General features: G+C 53.6%; 12 protein-coding genes and 1 tRNA gene. 3 read left to right on the top strand and 10 right to left on the bottom strand.

Features of this window, described 5'->3' with window-relative positions; genetic code table 11:
* Position 1 precedes the first annotated feature (1 nt).
* The 9 genes from QWY30_RS00730 to cysS form a co-directional block, all read right to left on the bottom strand.
* A complete protein-coding gene (locus QWY30_RS00730; protein WP_290237317.1) occupies positions 2-574 on the bottom strand; it encodes a cytochrome b in 573 nt (190 codons plus the stop codon).
* A gap of 969 nt (positions 575-1543) precedes the next feature.
* A complete protein-coding gene (locus QWY30_RS00725; protein ID WP_290237315.1) occupies positions 1544-2047 on the bottom strand; it encodes a terminase small subunit in 504 nt (167 codons plus the stop codon).
* Between the two features lie 585 nt (positions 2048-2632).
* A complete protein-coding gene (locus QWY30_RS00720) occupies positions 2633-4030 on the bottom strand; it encodes an AAA family ATPase (protein ID WP_290237313.1) in 1398 nt (465 codons plus the stop codon).
* A 1356-nt stretch (positions 4031-5386) separates the two neighbouring features.
* Positions 5387-5480, bottom strand: a tRNA-Ser gene (locus QWY30_RS00715).
* A gap of 58 nt (positions 5481-5538) precedes the next feature.
* A complete protein-coding gene (locus QWY30_RS00710) occupies positions 5539-6804 on the bottom strand; it encodes an aspartate kinase (protein ID WP_290237930.1) in 1266 nt (421 codons plus the stop codon).
* 43 nt (positions 6805-6847) lie between these two features.
* Positions 6848-7852 (bottom strand): tRNA lysidine(34) synthetase TilS, encoded by a 1005-nt coding sequence (gene tilS / locus QWY30_RS00705; RefSeq protein ID WP_290237310.1) that lies wholly within the window; start codon positions 7850-7852, stop codon positions 6848-6850.
* Between the two features lie 46 nt (positions 7853-7898).
* On the bottom strand, positions 7899-8864 hold the full coding sequence (locus QWY30_RS00700) for an acetyl-CoA carboxylase carboxyltransferase subunit alpha (protein ID WP_290237308.1): 966 nt from the start codon (positions 8862-8864) through the stop codon (positions 7899-7901).
* Between the two features lie 32 nt (positions 8865-8896).
* Positions 8897-9541, bottom strand: a complete 645-nt coding sequence (locus QWY30_RS00695; RefSeq protein WP_290237306.1) for a DNA-3-methyladenine glycosylase family protein — start codon at positions 9539-9541, stop codon at positions 8897-8899.
* Between the two features lie 10 nt (positions 9542-9551).
* Positions 9552-11069 (bottom strand): cysteine--tRNA ligase, encoded by a 1518-nt coding sequence (cysS, locus tag QWY30_RS00690; protein WP_290237305.1) that lies wholly within the window; start codon positions 11067-11069, stop codon positions 9552-9554.
* A 77-nt stretch (positions 11070-11146) separates the two neighbouring features.
* Here cysS and QWY30_RS00685 point away from each other — a divergent pair, with 77 nt between their 5' ends.
* From QWY30_RS00685 to QWY30_RS00675, 3 genes are read left to right on the top strand one after another with little or no spacing between them, the layout of a single operon-like run.
* Entirely contained in the window at positions 11147-11929 is a 783-nt protein-coding gene (locus QWY30_RS00685; protein WP_290237928.1) for a tetratricopeptide repeat protein, read from the top strand.
* A 35-nt stretch (positions 11930-11964) separates the two neighbouring features.
* Positions 11965-12573: a peptidylprolyl isomerase gene (locus tag QWY30_RS00680; RefSeq protein ID WP_290237926.1), complete on the top strand. Its 609-nt coding sequence runs from the start codon at positions 11965-11967 to the stop codon at positions 12571-12573.
* Entirely contained in the window at positions 12566-13345 is a 780-nt protein-coding gene (locus tag QWY30_RS00675) for a UDP-2,3-diacylglucosamine diphosphatase (protein WP_290237304.1), read from the top strand. The genes QWY30_RS00680 and QWY30_RS00675 overlap by 8 nt, the downstream gene beginning before the upstream one ends.
* Before the next feature lie 43 nt (positions 13346-13388).
* Here the strand turns inward: QWY30_RS00675 and QWY30_RS00670 are convergent, their stop codons facing one another.
* Positions 13389-14960 carry a TerC family protein gene (locus QWY30_RS00670; RefSeq protein WP_290237303.1) on the bottom strand — a complete coding sequence of 524 codons (1572 nt, stop codon included), beginning with the start codon at positions 14958-14960 and terminating at the stop codon, positions 13389-13391.
* Positions 14961-15031: the final 71 nt, after the last annotated feature.

Below are 15031 nucleotides of genomic sequence, written 5' to 3'. Positions count from 1 at the left end.
ATTATTTACCATTGTTAAATTTAGGCAGCATGCGAATAAGAGTATTGTCATGCAATACGTAATGGTGAACTAATGCAGCGATTGCGTGTGCACCAATTAAAAAATAACCAGCTTGAGCAAGTGTTTCGTGAAGATTTTCAAGTCGCTTTCCAAAAGCGCGATCCGGTCCAATCAACGCAGGTAGCTCAAACCCAAAAAACGCAATTGGTTTTCCTTTAGCGCTCAACATAAGCCAACCAACAACAGGAACGACAACCAAGAACAAATAAAGTACGTAGTGCATCATTCTGCTAGAAAAGAGCTGCCATTGCGGCGGCTTGGGCATAATCGCTGGCGACTCTTGAAAGGCGTTGTAAGTAATACGTATTATTACAAGCATCAAGATCGTAATACCTAATCCTGAGTGCAAGGGTTTTAGGGCTTGCCGCACATCTCCGCCCTTAGGAAAAAAACCCTTGAGTTCAATCGTCGCATACACAGCAACAAGAAGGAGGAGCATTAACCAATGTAGCCCGATGCTGATACTTGAAAAACGATTTCTTTTTTTAATTAAAGCGGCAGAAGATGTGTTCAAGTTTGTTTCCATCAACATTATTAAGATATTTTTATATTCTAATATTCAAAACTTAACGGAGACTTAAGTCATTTTTTTCGTGGGTGGTACGGCTTGTGGAAATGGTTTGATCGATAAATTTTCTAAAAATGCAGCGATTCAAAATCGTTTAATTTGACGTTTATGCATCAATATTTTCAATCAATATTCACACATAATGCTGCCTTTTTTCAATCGATTTTTTTGTCATGAGTGATCTGAAAGAGACACGTGCGTAATGCGTCTTAAAAATACAAAGCTCTTATCACACTCACATTGCTGAGAGAGATGTCCGAATGATTGAACCGTATCATCCTAACTAGAATTTCCTCAGGCCCAACACTTTGCTATTTAAGTTGGATTGCTACACAAATTTTCACAATCAAATTTTTTTTGAGCTGAACGTAGTGTAAAGGTAGCAAGATGGGACCCAAACCGATTTTTGGAGGTTGGTACTATGGGTTGTCGTTTGGATAAAATCAACAAGGGGAGGTACAAATAGCCCAAACTGCTGAGACTAAACGCAACATCTTCGCAAACAAAAAGCAAAAGAGACTGGTTCTAAAAGCAATACCGCTTTGAAATTAAGTCGATATTTTTGGATATGCTTTTGGGGTATGTAAAATAAAAAAACACCTGTACGTACTTAATTTTCTTGACAATTTGACGAAGGCGTAATTGACACTAAACCACAGTAAAAATTTTGTTTCAGAGGCAAGGATAGACAGACTTCGGATCTTAACCCTTGGGCTTTGACTGTTTAGCATTGGTAGTGGGTTGCACCAGTACACCTGGCTCAACCTTAGCAGGGGTCGCCTTGCGAGGTGGTCTCATCTTTAAGAATCCGTCCACCTTGCGGGTGATGCGAGCTATTTGCTCAGGTGTCGCATCGTCAGGCCATATTGGCTCGCCCATAACAAAACCCTGCCTTGTCCGGTGTTGTTAACCAGACTATTGAAGGAGTTGCGAAGAGTCAGCTGCACAAGGCATAGTCACATCATCAGCGTCGACGGTATTTGCCAGCTCTGACCGCTCACCCTGCCATTTATCAATGAGTTGCGCCAGCTGATCGGCAGTCATTTCGTTCAATGGGCGATCGTTATCTACGTCACGTTTACTCGATCCAAGCTCCCCAGCAAGTTCCAGAGCAGTTCGTGCCGCTGCAACGCGAGCAGACGCCGGCGCATTCTCGTCGATCATAATCGCTCTTAGCGTTCCGGTGGCGACGTTAGCAAGGTCTCCTGATACATACCTCGCCCTTTCTTGCCGAACCGCCTCTTGGACATGAGGGGTGCGTAGTAAGTCGTACGAGGCAACCTTAGGCTCAACGTAACCCGCTTGGCGCGCCGCCTGCGTCGGATTGCAGCCTTGCCTAACCAAAATGGTCACGAAGGCACGTTGTTTAAGGGTAAGGTCAACGCCCTTGCGGTAGCTTGATCTGTTTTGATTTGTCATGCGATCATTTTATCTAATGCCCTATGCAGGGCACAATGCTTCGAGCGGCCAGCCGCGAGGCTTAACAGCCCAGCGCGCTAGAGCGTCACCGAAATAAAGAGCACTGTCAGCAAGGTGCTCACTCCAGCGAAAGCGATCACTATTCCCGGAGCTTTATCGGATCTTGAAGCACGGCGTGCAATAGTGCCAGCAGTAAAGAAAACAGACAGGTAAGCAAGTATTGGTAAGTACCAAGACAGTTTCCAGAAACCGTAGGCTATCAGCACTAACACGCATAATCCAGCCAACTAGGAGCTAAAGCGCATGGGTGCAGGTCTCAATGGCTGGTGTATCGGTGACTTCCGGTTAATCAATCTCGCGATCACGTAGGCAAGCAGCCCAAGGTTGAATGCAACGATGTAGACGGCATAGATCAAGATGGACAGGTTAAGAGGTCTTAGATTGATTTAGATGCACTAACTCAAACTTGATCAGACAGTGTATGTCAGATCAAGCCATAACTGAGTTCATAACAGCCGGTTTCGGCCAGGAGCTGACATTCCCGAACGGCAGCTTCCGCGATTCAAGAGTGTCCGCGGAGAACCGTCAATGGAAGAGATATGTCATGGCCTTTGGACCGAGGTAGGTTTGAATGGAATGTTCACTTAGGTTAACGGTCGCAACCTCGGCCGCAATCAACTGACCTAATAGCACTTCCCACGGTTTGTTGCTACCAAGTTCAGCGACAAGAATGTTGCGAACGTCTTTGATGTTCCGAGTCCTACGGTTCTCGAAGTCATCAACAAGAGCACGCAAAGCACCTGTGTATTTGTGATCTGGAATACGTTCCACGCGTGCCTGCAGAGCAGTCCTAAAGGCATCGGCACTGAATCCGTGAGCAGTGAGCACCTGATCGGACAGAAGCAAGTTTTCTACTGCATAGCAGTTCAATCGGATGCGACGCACGTGGTCGAGATCATTGATGTCAGCCTCCTGAGCATCATCAAGGTCACGCAGGGAAAAGGCCTTTGGCGTGTCATACAGGACCGGGAGAAACCGATTTAACCAGTCTTCCCAATCCGAAAGTTCAGTGACACTGCCAACGACGCACGGCGCCAGTGCAAACCTACCTCCACCCGAACGAATAACTTGCTCTAAGACGCGCCGATCGTCGTCTCCTTCCACCAGCACTATAGGTGATCGATTGAAAGCAGTCGAAAGGGGATGAGCGCCAAAAATTGGCAGAATTTCTTCGCAAACCCCTGACCGACTGAAGGTGGCGAAATCGGATTGATCTCTCTTTGAGATCGGAACAATTTGAAGATCAGCGCTCTTCGAGAAGGCCCCAATGATTGCTGTACTGTGAGTGGCAATAACGACGCGAAGATCATGTGCAACTGCGACTGTTTCTACGAACGAGGTAAAACGCTGCTGTAAGTCTGGATGAAGATGCACGTCAGGCTCATCCAACAAGAGCATCTTGTTTGCCATTGACTGGCGTGAGAACACCAACACCTCGATGGCTAACGCAATCAGCTCTGATTCACCGCTGGATATATTCGCCTCATCAAGCGGCTGTCCAGACTTCGTCTGGACCGAGAAGCCACCTTTGTCGTTGCGGATCATCCTAATTGCTGGAAGCAGTTCGTTTATCTGCTCAAGAATGACATCAAATGTATATGTTGAGTCGGCACGTTTTTCGGCCTCTTTCTCGATCTCGCGAAGCACTGCCGTTTCAAGGTTTCTGAACTGTGCAGCGCTTTGCTGGCGAAATTGCTCAAACCTGTTCGTCTGTCTAGTTTGCTTAAGCCACGCCTCATTGGAATTAATGTTGTTGTCGACGTTTGGATCGTATTTGAGCGTTCCGCCTCGCTCGGGAGATACGTACTTAATATGAGGCCGATCGCCAGCATTCAGTGAGCGCAACAGCGTGCTTTTACCAGCGCCGTTCTTGCCGATCAGCACAGTGAATTTCGCCGCGTTTACCAACTCGTCTATCGTCATAGGGCATTATCTTTTGGTTGTTAAGTACGTCATCCTAACGTGGGCACGAGTATCGTCTTTTCGATCGAGTCGCACAAACCAGCCCGTGTTACTGCAATGCTGAAGCCGGATCGGCATTGACAGGAAATTACCATTAGCCACAGTATTTGGACGGCTGTGAGGCGGCTTTGGGGCAGTCTTTTCGCGGAAGCCTGTGAATGGAACGGGTCGTTTCCTGCCTGACAGTACTTGTTGCTGGATGATGGACGTGACATGCGCAACTCCTTGGGCTAGTCCACCAGCTGGAAACTGAGAATCGTAAGAAATACACTGCTCGCGCCGCATAGGATCTCGATACTTAGCGCTTTCGGGGAACGGCGCGCTCGATAGCGAACCGTACCTGCTGTGAGCGCAACGGATAGATATGCGAGCAATGGGACGTACCAGGCGAACTTCGAGAGCCCGAATATGGTAAGCGCTAGAACACATGCAGCTCCAAAGCGCGCAGCCCAGCGCATCGATGCTGGATTTGCTGGCCGATTAGCTGCGTTATGCCGATCAAGCAGCTGCGCCAGAGCAAAGGCTAAGAAGCCCAGATAGAACGCAACGAAGTAGATGGCATAGATCATGGTGGCAGGTCTGAGCTCTGGGGGCAAGCTAAACTTAACATCATGCGCCAGATGTGACAAGCATCTCTTGGTGATCACCTTAGTTGAGACACCGACAAGGTCGAGCGGTGGGAGGGAGTAAGCTGAAAGTCTGAAACTGTTGAAAATTTCTGAGTGAGGGGGTAACCATCAGAGCTCGGGTGAGCGGTGCTACCCCAGGGGGCGGATCAGCATTTCCTTCAAGTGGCACCAGCAGTCCCATCCTCCGAGCACTTACGCTCAACGGACCGAGTACAAGGCTGGCGTTGGGCAGGCGATCAGAAAACCTTACTGGGGAACGCAATGTCAACAAGCAGCTGTATGCCTAGACCTAGGTACGCTTCGCGCCCAAGGCTGTAATTGACGATCTACGAATGAGGTCTGTGCAGCCGTACTGCGCCAGTAGCCCGAGCATGTTCAGGGCTGCGCCCTCGCTATCCTGGTCGTCGCCCTTGCCTCGGAATACCGAAAGCGCCTAGATCAGATCGGCATGCTGTTCTGCGAACAATTCCTGGTCAAACTGTGTTGAGCTACCCATGCCGTTCTCCTTGTCTCAAGTGGAAAGGCACGACTTTCAGGTATTGGATATGTGTCGGTCAAACTGTCTGGCGGCAGACATACAAGCGGGATTTTGCTCCAGGGATTCGGCTGATACCCCTACAAGACTGGCACCACAAGTGGTACCACGTTGCGACTGACCCCCTGAAGAGCCTCATAAACACTTACTACTTGGCGGAGGCGCAGGGATTCGAACCCTGGATACACGTTTTAGCGCATATACTCCCTTAGCAGGGGAGCCCCTTCAGCCGCTCGGGCACGCCTCCAAACCAAGGCGCTATTCTAGCATGACGAATAGCGCCTTTTTTGACTCTTGCAAGGACCTTAAATCTTGGTCGGTGCAGCAGTTTCTAGACCAAAAGCCTTGTGCAATGCACGCACGGCCAGTTCCATGTACTTGTCCTCGATCAACACGGAAGTTTTGATCTCGCTGGTGCTGATCATCTGGATATTGATATTTTCTGCGGCCAGTGTTTTGAACATCAGGCTTGCCACGCCCGCATGTGAGCGCATACCGATACCGACGATCGAGACCTTGGCGACTTTGTCGTCTGACACGACTGAGCTTGCGCCAACGGCGGGTGCGACCTGGCTGGTCAACAAGGCGAGCGTGCGGGCGAACTCGTTGCGGTGAACCGTAAAGGAAAAGTCGGTCGTACCGGCCACGGACTGGTTTTGCACGATCATGTCGACGTCGATATTCGCGTCGGCGACTTTGCCCAAGATGGCGTAAGCGACGCCTGGCTTGTCGGGCACGCCCAGCAAAGTAACCTTGGCTTCGTCGCGGCTAAAGGCGATGCCCGAGACAACAGCTGCTTCCATTTTTTCGTCTTCCTCAAAAGTAATCAGGGTGCCGGAGCGCATTTCCTCGTCCAGCGGAATGTCAGGGTCGGTCAGCGATGACAACACGCGGGTGGGCACGCGGTATTTACCCGCGAACTCCACCGAGCGAATCTGCAAAACCTTCGAACCCAGCGAGGCCATTTCGAGCATTTCTTCGAAAGAGATGACGCTCAAACGGCGGGCATCGGGCTCAACACGCGGGTCGGTCGTATAGACACCATCCACGTCTGTGTAAATCAGGCACTCGTCTGCCTTGAGCGCGGCTGCGACCGCGACCGCGGAGGTATCCGAACCACCGCGTCCAAGGGTCGTAATGTGACCCTCGTCGTCCACGCCCTGGAAACCTGTCACCACGACAACGCGTCCGGCATCGAGATCGGCGCGAATGCGCTTGTCGTCGATCGCGGTGATGCGTGCTTTGGTGTAGGCGGAATCGGTGCGCACGGGGACTTGCCAACCGGCATAGCTACGGGCCTGAAGGCCCGCGGCCTGGAGCGCGATGGCCAGTAGGCCACTCGAAGCTTGTTCGCCGGTGGCGGCGATCATATCGAGCTCGCGACCATCAGCGGACTCGGAGATCTCGCGGGCCAGACCGAGCAGGCGATTGGTTTCGCCTGACATGGCGGAGGGAACCACCACAACCTGGTGACCAGCCGCATGCCATTTGGCAACGCGACGCGCGACGTTTTTAATGCGCTCGACGGATCCCATAGAGGTCCCGCCGTACTTATGAACGATGAGTGACATGATGAAGGGTAAAAACGGATAGACAGATGCAAAGTCCGCTATTTTAGCCCGAACAGAGCGATACTCGCCCGCGCAGGCACCGCACAATATGGGAACCATGTTGCCACAACAGCTCTCGATCGTGTCCGAGAGCATGCAATTGCCTCAATTGGCGCATTAAATCAGCCAGCCGGCGCTCTCCGGGCATGGCCACTTGCTGCTGGCCGAGCCAATAGCGCAGCACCAGCGCCTGACGGGGTGGACTCAGGTCACGCCAGGCCTTGAGACTGAAGCTTTGCCCGGATGCATCAGGGTCAAGAGTCAACCAGTCCGAGGCGGCGACCTCATCCAAAACCTCTGACACCTCGGCGGCCTGTCGGGCATGGCGCACCAACGTCTGGCGCCAAGCGGGCCAGTGTTTTTCTAGGACGGGGACAAGTTCAGTTCTGAACGCCCCCCGCTTGTATTGTGGGTCTGCGTTACTCGGATCCTCAACGGCTTGCCATCCTGTGCGGGCAGCGAACGCCTGCGCGATGGCGACCAGCTGGGCACGTTCAATGTCCAGCCAGGGACGCAGGAGACGCATGCCCTGGCGCGACACATCGTCTTGCATGGCGCTCAGGCCCAGCACCCCTGCCCCGCGCAACAAGCGCAGCAACACCGTTTCTGCTTGGTCCTGCTGATGGTGTGCGAGCAAAATCGCACCCACCTGATGTTCACTTGCTAGCGCAGCAAGCGCTTGATAACGTGCCTCGCGCGCCGAGGCTTCGATACCCAGTCCCTGCTCGAGATCAACCTGGACGTGGCGCACCGCCAAGGGCACATCGAGCAAGAGCGCTAGCTCGCTCAGATGCGCAACCCAGGCATCCGCCTCGGGCATCAATCCATGGTGGATGTGAAAAAAATAAAGAGACTGACCACGCTGTGCACACACCTGCGTCGCAACCAAAGCGAGTGCGACAGAGTCAGTGCCGCCACTCAGTGCGACAGCGACTGCCTGCTCAGCGGGGAGATCAGCAAGCGCCTGCTGGAGTGCCCGGACGGGCGCATCAGGCCAGGCGCTTTGCATAAAAATGGGCAAGCAAGCGCGTAAGGAGGCACCCGAGGCACCGCCCTTAGGCGCGCACCTCTTGGAAACTGCCGTAGGACAACAACCGCTCGAGTCTGTGGTCGATCAGCTGCTGTGGCGTCATGCCTGACAGTGAACGCAACGCATCCGCGAGAGAGCGACGCAGCAGTCGCGCCATCACGCGCGGATCGCGATGCGCACCACCGACGGGTTCGTTCACGATCTTGTCGATCAAACCGAACTCTTTGAGGCGATCCGCGGTGATCGCGAGCGCCGCGGCGGCTTCGGAAGCCTTGTCCGCACTGCGCCACAAGATCGACGCGCAACCTTCAGGGGAAATCACCGAGTATGTGGAGTACTGCAACATCAAGACAACGTTACCGACCGCGATCGCCAAGGCACCGCCCGAACCGCCCTCACCAATGATGGTGGAAATGATGGGTACCTTGAGCTCAGCCATGGCGTAGAGGTTGTGACCGATGGCTTCGGACTGTCCGCGCTCCTCGGCACCGATGCCTGGGTATGCGCCCGGAGTATCGACAAAGGTAAACACGGGAAGGTTGAATTTTTCAGCCAGGCGCATCAGGCGCATCGCTTTGCGGTAACCCTCGGGACGGGGCATGCCAAAATTGCGCACGGCGCGCTCTTTGGTGTCGCGACCTTTTTGATGGCCAATCACCATGCAAGGTGTACCGTTAAAACGCGCCATGCCACCCACGATCGATAAATCGTCGGCGTACATGCGGTCACCATGCAATTCATGAAAATCGGTAAAGATCTCGCGCACATAATCCAGCGTGTAAGGACGCTGGGGATGACGGGCGACCATGGAAGTCTGCCAAGGCGTGAGCTTTGAGTAAATCTCTTTGGCGAGCGTCTGACTTTTTTGTTGCAGACGACTGATTTCATCGGAAATGTCGACGGCCGAATCCGCCTGCACATAGCGCAGCTGTTCGATCTTGCCCTCGAGTTCACCAAGGGGTTGTTCAAATTCGAGAAAAGTATTGCGCATGTCAGTGTGTGCTCATTCAATCTGGGGTGCGCTTAGTATTCCACCGGGGTGGGATCCAAACAGCGCCATAAATACCAAGTCGCGACCGTGCACCACGGTTGCCATCCCTGGGCCACTTCTCGGGCTTCAAAACGGGAGACGGGCTCACCGCTGAAATAGTGTAACGAGATTGCTTTCAATAATCCCGCATCATCAAGCGGCAAAATATTAGGCCTCTGAAGATTAAAAATCAAAAACATCTCTGCCGTCCAGCGTCCGATGCCACGGATACCGGTCAACTCGGCAATGACTTCCTCGTCTTCCATGCTGGCCCACTTTTGTGGACGCACCAGTTTATCGAGGAAATGTGTCGATAAATCAATGATGTACTCACATTTTCTCGCGGAGAGTCCAGCTGCACGCAGACGCTCCATCCCTGCGGCTTGCACGCTCTGCGGGGTTGGGCGTTTTCCACATTCGAGCAAAAATTTCTGCCAAACAGATTCAGCCGCTTTCACAGAAATTTGCTGACCGATGATCGAGCGGGCGAGTGTGACGAAGGGATTGCCACGCGTCGTCAGAAAAATATCTGGATGCTTGGGAATAATTTTTTTCATGATGCGGTCTCGCCGCATCAATTGAGCGGTCGCCGAATCCCAGTATTCGGGCTTACCTAAAGCGATATCAGAACGGGGCATGGAATCAACCTCAGGCACGGCGCCACTGAGTCAGGCCGCCGGGCTTGTCATCAAGCTCGACTCCTGCGTTTTTCAGTGTCGCACGAATCTGATCGGCTTCGGCGAAATTTTTCGCAACCTTAGCAGCCGCCCGAGCCGCGATCAAGGCTTCGATTTCTGACTCGGAAAGTGCAGCCGCCGCAGTCGTCACCTCACTAGACGCCCCCTCCTCACTCGTGCGCTGGGTCGCGCGCCGCGTATAGCGGGTAGGGCTCTTGAAATACAAAGCCGGATCTTTCTGCAATATGCCCAGCAGCTCGGCCAGTGCCTTGAGCTGTGAGGACAGTGCCGTACTTTTGCTGCGATTGACCTCGCTCGCCAGCTCGAACAACGCCGCGACGGCACCGGCGCTATTGAAGTCATCGTTCATTGCCTCGCGAAAGGCAGTGGCTTGGGGGGACTTCCAGTCAATCTCAACCGACCCTGAAGAGGGTGGGCAGTTTTGAAGCGTCTGATAAAGACGATCGAGTGACAACTGCGCATCGATCAAATTGTCAGGCGCGTAATTTTGCGCACTGCGATAGTGGTTGCGCACAATAAAGAAACGCAGCATTTCAGCTTCGCGAGGATTGACCTCATACTCTGCCGACTCAGTCACACCGGGTTGCCCCTGTTGAGAGGCCTGATCCAACACGCCAATTGTTTGACGGATGGTGCGGAAATTGCCCAGTGATTTGGACATTTTTTCAGCATCGACCATCAACGGACCGCAATGCATCCAGTTGTTGGCCAGCGTGCCACCAAAAGCGCCTTCAGTCTGCGCGATTTCGTTTTCGTGATGAGGAAACTTCAAATCCGGGCCGCCGCCATGGATATCGAGCGGCAATCCCAAGAGGGCTTTACTCATGGCCGAGCACTCAATATGCCAGCCAGGACGTCCCCAGCCATAAGGCGAATCCCAGCGCGTGTCGGCTGGTTCGTGCTCCTTGGCGGATTTCCACAGGACAAAATCAAGTGGATCTCGCTTGGAGGAAGCGACAGCCACACGTTCGCCTGCGCGCAAGTCATCGAGGGATTTGCCTGAAAGCTTGCCGTACTCAGGAAACTCTCGCACGGAGAAATTCACATCGCCATCGACCGCGTGATAGGCCAAACCCTTTTGTTCAAGCTTGCCAATGATGTCAAGCATATCGCCGACATACTCGGTGGCGCAGGGCTGATGGTCCGGCGACTGAACGGACAAAGCTCGCTCATCAGCATGCATCGCATCGATGTAATAGGAGGTCACCTCACCCAACCGACGGTTAGTCTCCACCGCGCGACGGATGATTTTGTCATCGATATCCGTGATATTGCGCACATATTGGACCTGATAGCCAGATGCACGCAGCCAGCGCTGGACCACATCAAAACTCACCAACATTCGGGCGTGGCCCAGGTGGCAGTAGTCGTAGACAGTCATTCCACACACGTAAAGCCCTACTTTACCGGGTTGTACCGGACGAAAGGGGCGCTTGGAGCGAGACAATGAGTCGTAGATCTGTAGCATGCGTGTGGTCAGTCAAAAGCAGGGCTAAAATGCAGATCTACAAGTATAGCAATTGAGGGTTTTACGACTTGAAGCTGGTGAAAAGTACGCGTTCGATCGCGACCATGGCAGGATGGACGGCCACGGCAATCGCGCTTTGCCTGCCGGTGCTGATGCACCAGCCTGCGCTCGCCCAGCTGAACCTGGGTGGCAGTACCCCCGCCACCTTGAACCCATTGTCCAGCGACCCCACGGATACCGGTGCAAACCGGACGCCGCGCAACAGTCTGCCTCCGGCTGTACCCAATGCGCCCAACGCGGTCCTGGGAGACAAGGTTCCCGACGGTGGCTGGGATGGCCTGGCAAAACTGCTGGAAGCGCTCGCCCCCTCTGTCGATACCAGCGTCCCGCTCACGCCCACTGAAATCTCAAACCGTATTGATGGCCTGATTCGCGCGGGCCGCCTCAAAGAAGCCCTGCAAACCGTCGAGGCTCGCCAAGCTGTGGAGGCCATGCGCCACACTCCCGGCACAGACGTGCAGCTCATGTTTTTGCACGCGCGAATTTTGGCTGAGATGAATCGCACTGCCGAGGCCGAGGCGATCTACCTTCAGATGACGGGTCGTTTTCCCGAGCTGCCAGAGCCCTGGAATAACCTTGCCGCGCTATACGTCAAACGCAACGAGCTCGACCAGGCCAGACGCGCGCTCGAAATGGCGATCATGATCAATCCTAAATACTCTATTGCGCAGGCTAATCTGGGTGATGTGCAGCTCAACCTCGCATTGCGTGCCTATCAAAGTGCCGAGCAAGCTGGGGTATCCGGTCTCGGACCAAAAATCAAACGTGTCAAAGAACTGCTTGAGGGTTCCACTAAATGAGTATTGCCAACTTTTCCTCTTACGGGCTGCGTGTCATGCGTTGCCTCGCACTGGTCGGTATGATTCCACTGGTGTCTTTGTCGGCCCAAGCGGCCCCTCCTTCCAACTCGACTCAAAAACAAGGCGTTACTTCCATGAGCACAGCACCCCGCGTCAAAATGTCCACCAACCAGGGCGATTTCATCATTTCGCTTAACGCTGAAAAAGCCCCCAAGACTGTGGCGAATTTCCTGGCCTACGTCAAAGACGGCTTTTTTGACGGTACGATTTTCCACCGTGTCATCGATGGCTTCATGATTCAGGGCGGCGGTTTTGAGCCAGGTCTCAAGCAAAAGCCCACCAAAGCACCTGTTGAAAACGAAGCCAACAACGGCTTGAAGAACAACAAATACACTCTGGCCATGGCACGCACCAGCGACCCACACTCGGCAACTGCGCAGTTTTTCATTAACGTCGCCAACAACGACTTCCTAAATCACACTGCGCCAACAGCCCAAGGCTGGGGTTACGCAGTATTTGGCGAGGTGGTCGAAGGTCAGGACGTCATCGATAAGATGAAAGGCGTGCCTACTGGCAATAGCGGTTTCCATCAAAACGTCCCCACCACCGATCTCGTGATCACAAAGGCTGTCGTCCTTGAATAAGATTGAACTTGACGGTCCGGTCTGGCTTGCCTCGGATGTTCATCTCGGGCAACACACGACCGGCACCGCAGAAGCTTTCCGTGATTTCTTAAAGCTCGCTGCCAGCGAGGCTTCGGCTTTGCTGTTGCCTGGCGATATTTTCGATGCATGGATCGGTGACGATGTCGCCGTTGTAGCACCACCCTGGCTCGCGCAGGATCTCATGGCCATCAAAGCGTGTGCGGCCCAGATTCCCGTTTGGCTGGGGCGTGGCAATCGCGACTTTCTCATGGGTGGAGCACTCGTCGCAGGGCTGGGTGCACAACTGCTGCCAGAGCAGGTGCTCGTGACAATTGCCGGGCGCACAATGCTGCTGAGTCATGGTGACGAATACTGCACGGATGATGTGGCCTACCAGCAATTCAGAACCATGGTACGCAACCCCGCCTGGCAGTCCGGCTTTTTGTCCAAGAGCATTCCCGAACGCTTAAGTCTGGCAGCGCAGGCGCGCGGCGAAAGCATGGTGGCCAATCAGACCAAATCGATGGAAATCATGGATGTCAACGCCGATGCTGTTGCCGCTGCAATTCGCACAGCCGGAGTCTCCTTGGTGGTGCATGGACATACGCATCGCCCAGGTCGCAATGTATTGAGCGTCGATGGTCGCATCTGTGAGCGTTGGGTCTTACCAGACTGGGACTGCGAATCCTCAGCCCCTGCAGGCAAGATGCGCGGTGGCTGGATGGTGATCGACGAGGATGGTCCAGCACTGTTCGATCTGGATCAGGCTTAGGTTCAATCTCAACACTCGATGCGTGACAGCACTGAAGACTGACTTACCCTGTCATGTCTTCAGTTTCTTCGGCCAGTCGCTTGACCTTGACCTGAGCAATCCGGCGACCATCGATGTGCATTACTTCAAACTTGAAGTTCGCGTGCTGGCCCTTGAATTCACACTGATCGCCCCTTGAGGGCAACTGACCAAACCTCGCCAACAAATAACCTGCCAGCGTGGTGTACTCCTGATCCTCGTTTACCAGGCCTTCAGTCTCCAGCACCTGTTCCAGATGATGTAGATCGGCCGCACCATCCACCAGCCATTGTCCCTCTCCATCTGGCACGATATCTGGCGTTTCATCCTCATCCGGAAACTCGCCCGCGATCGCTTCGAACACATCGATCGGCGTGACCAGTCCTTGAATCGCGCCAAACTCGTCGGCCACGAGCACCAGCTGTCCACGCGAACGCTTGAGAGTGTCCATCAGTCGAATAATACTGATCGTATCGTGGACGATTATCGGCTCACGCAGTCCAGCGCGACGAATATTGCCGTGCGTCAGCAAATCAGCAATCATTTCCTTGGCTCGGCCAATCCCGACCACATCGTCCACTGAGCCCCGGCAAACAGGAAAAAAGCTATGCGGGACCCTGGAGATCTGCTTTTGGATTTCCTGGGGATCGTCATCCAGGTTGATCCAGGAAATTTCTGTGCGGGGAGTCATCACGGAATGGATAGAGCGCTCGGCCAGGGTCAGTACGCCGCTGACCATGTTCCGCTCCTCGACTCCAAAGGCGATCGCCTCGGGCTGACCTTGAGGCGTCGGTTTAGCTTCGACGATTTCATCAGGCAAGCGTTTGCCCAGCATGCGCAAAACGGTCTCAGCCGTGCGTTCCCGCATGGGCCTTTTCGACTCGAGTTTGAGACCTTTGTGACGCGCCAGCTGATTGAGCGACTCGATCAGGACTGAAAAGCCAATCGCCGCATACAAATAGCCCTTGGGGATTTTGAAACCAAAGCCCTCGCCCACTAACGAAAAGCCAATCATCAGCAAAAAGCCCAGACACAACACCACCACCGAAGGATGGGCATTCACGAAACGCGTCAGGGGTTTTGATGCAAGCAGCATGATGACCATCGCAATCACCACGGCAGTCATCATGACTGACAACTGATCGACCATACCAACAGCCGTAATCACTGCATCAATAGAAAACACCGCATCCAGCACCACAATCTGGGTCACGATGACCCAGAAGCTGGCATAGACACGCGTATTCGTTGACTCAAGGCGCTTGCCTTCCAGGCGCTCATGAAGTTCGAGCGTGCCTTTGAACAGCAGAAAAAATCCACCCACAATCAGGATCAGATCCCGGCCGGAGAGCTGAAAACCCCAAAATCCGATGAGTGGCGCGGTGAGTTGTACCAGCCAAGACATACCAGCCAACAGGCCCAGGCGCATGATGAGCGCGAGGGAGAGTCCTATCACCCGGGCGCGTTCACGCTCGGCGGGAGGCAGCTTATCCGCAAGGATAGCGATGAATATCAGGTTGTCGATGCCGAGAACGATCTCGAGCACCACGAGCGTTAAAAGTCCGACCCATATCGTTGGGTCGAGCAGCCACTCCATTGAGGGCTCCAAGAGTTGATCAGCCTTCTATAGTACCCGATCAAACTCTTGTCGCGACACCCTTATACTAA

The sequence above is a fragment of the Zwartia panacis genome (assembly GCF_030410395.1).
Classification (GTDB): Bacteria; Pseudomonadota; Gammaproteobacteria; order Burkholderiales; family Burkholderiaceae_B; genus Zwartia; species Zwartia panacis.
Note: the sequence above shows the minus strand (reverse complement) of the source record. Positions and strands in the feature narration are given on the sequence as shown.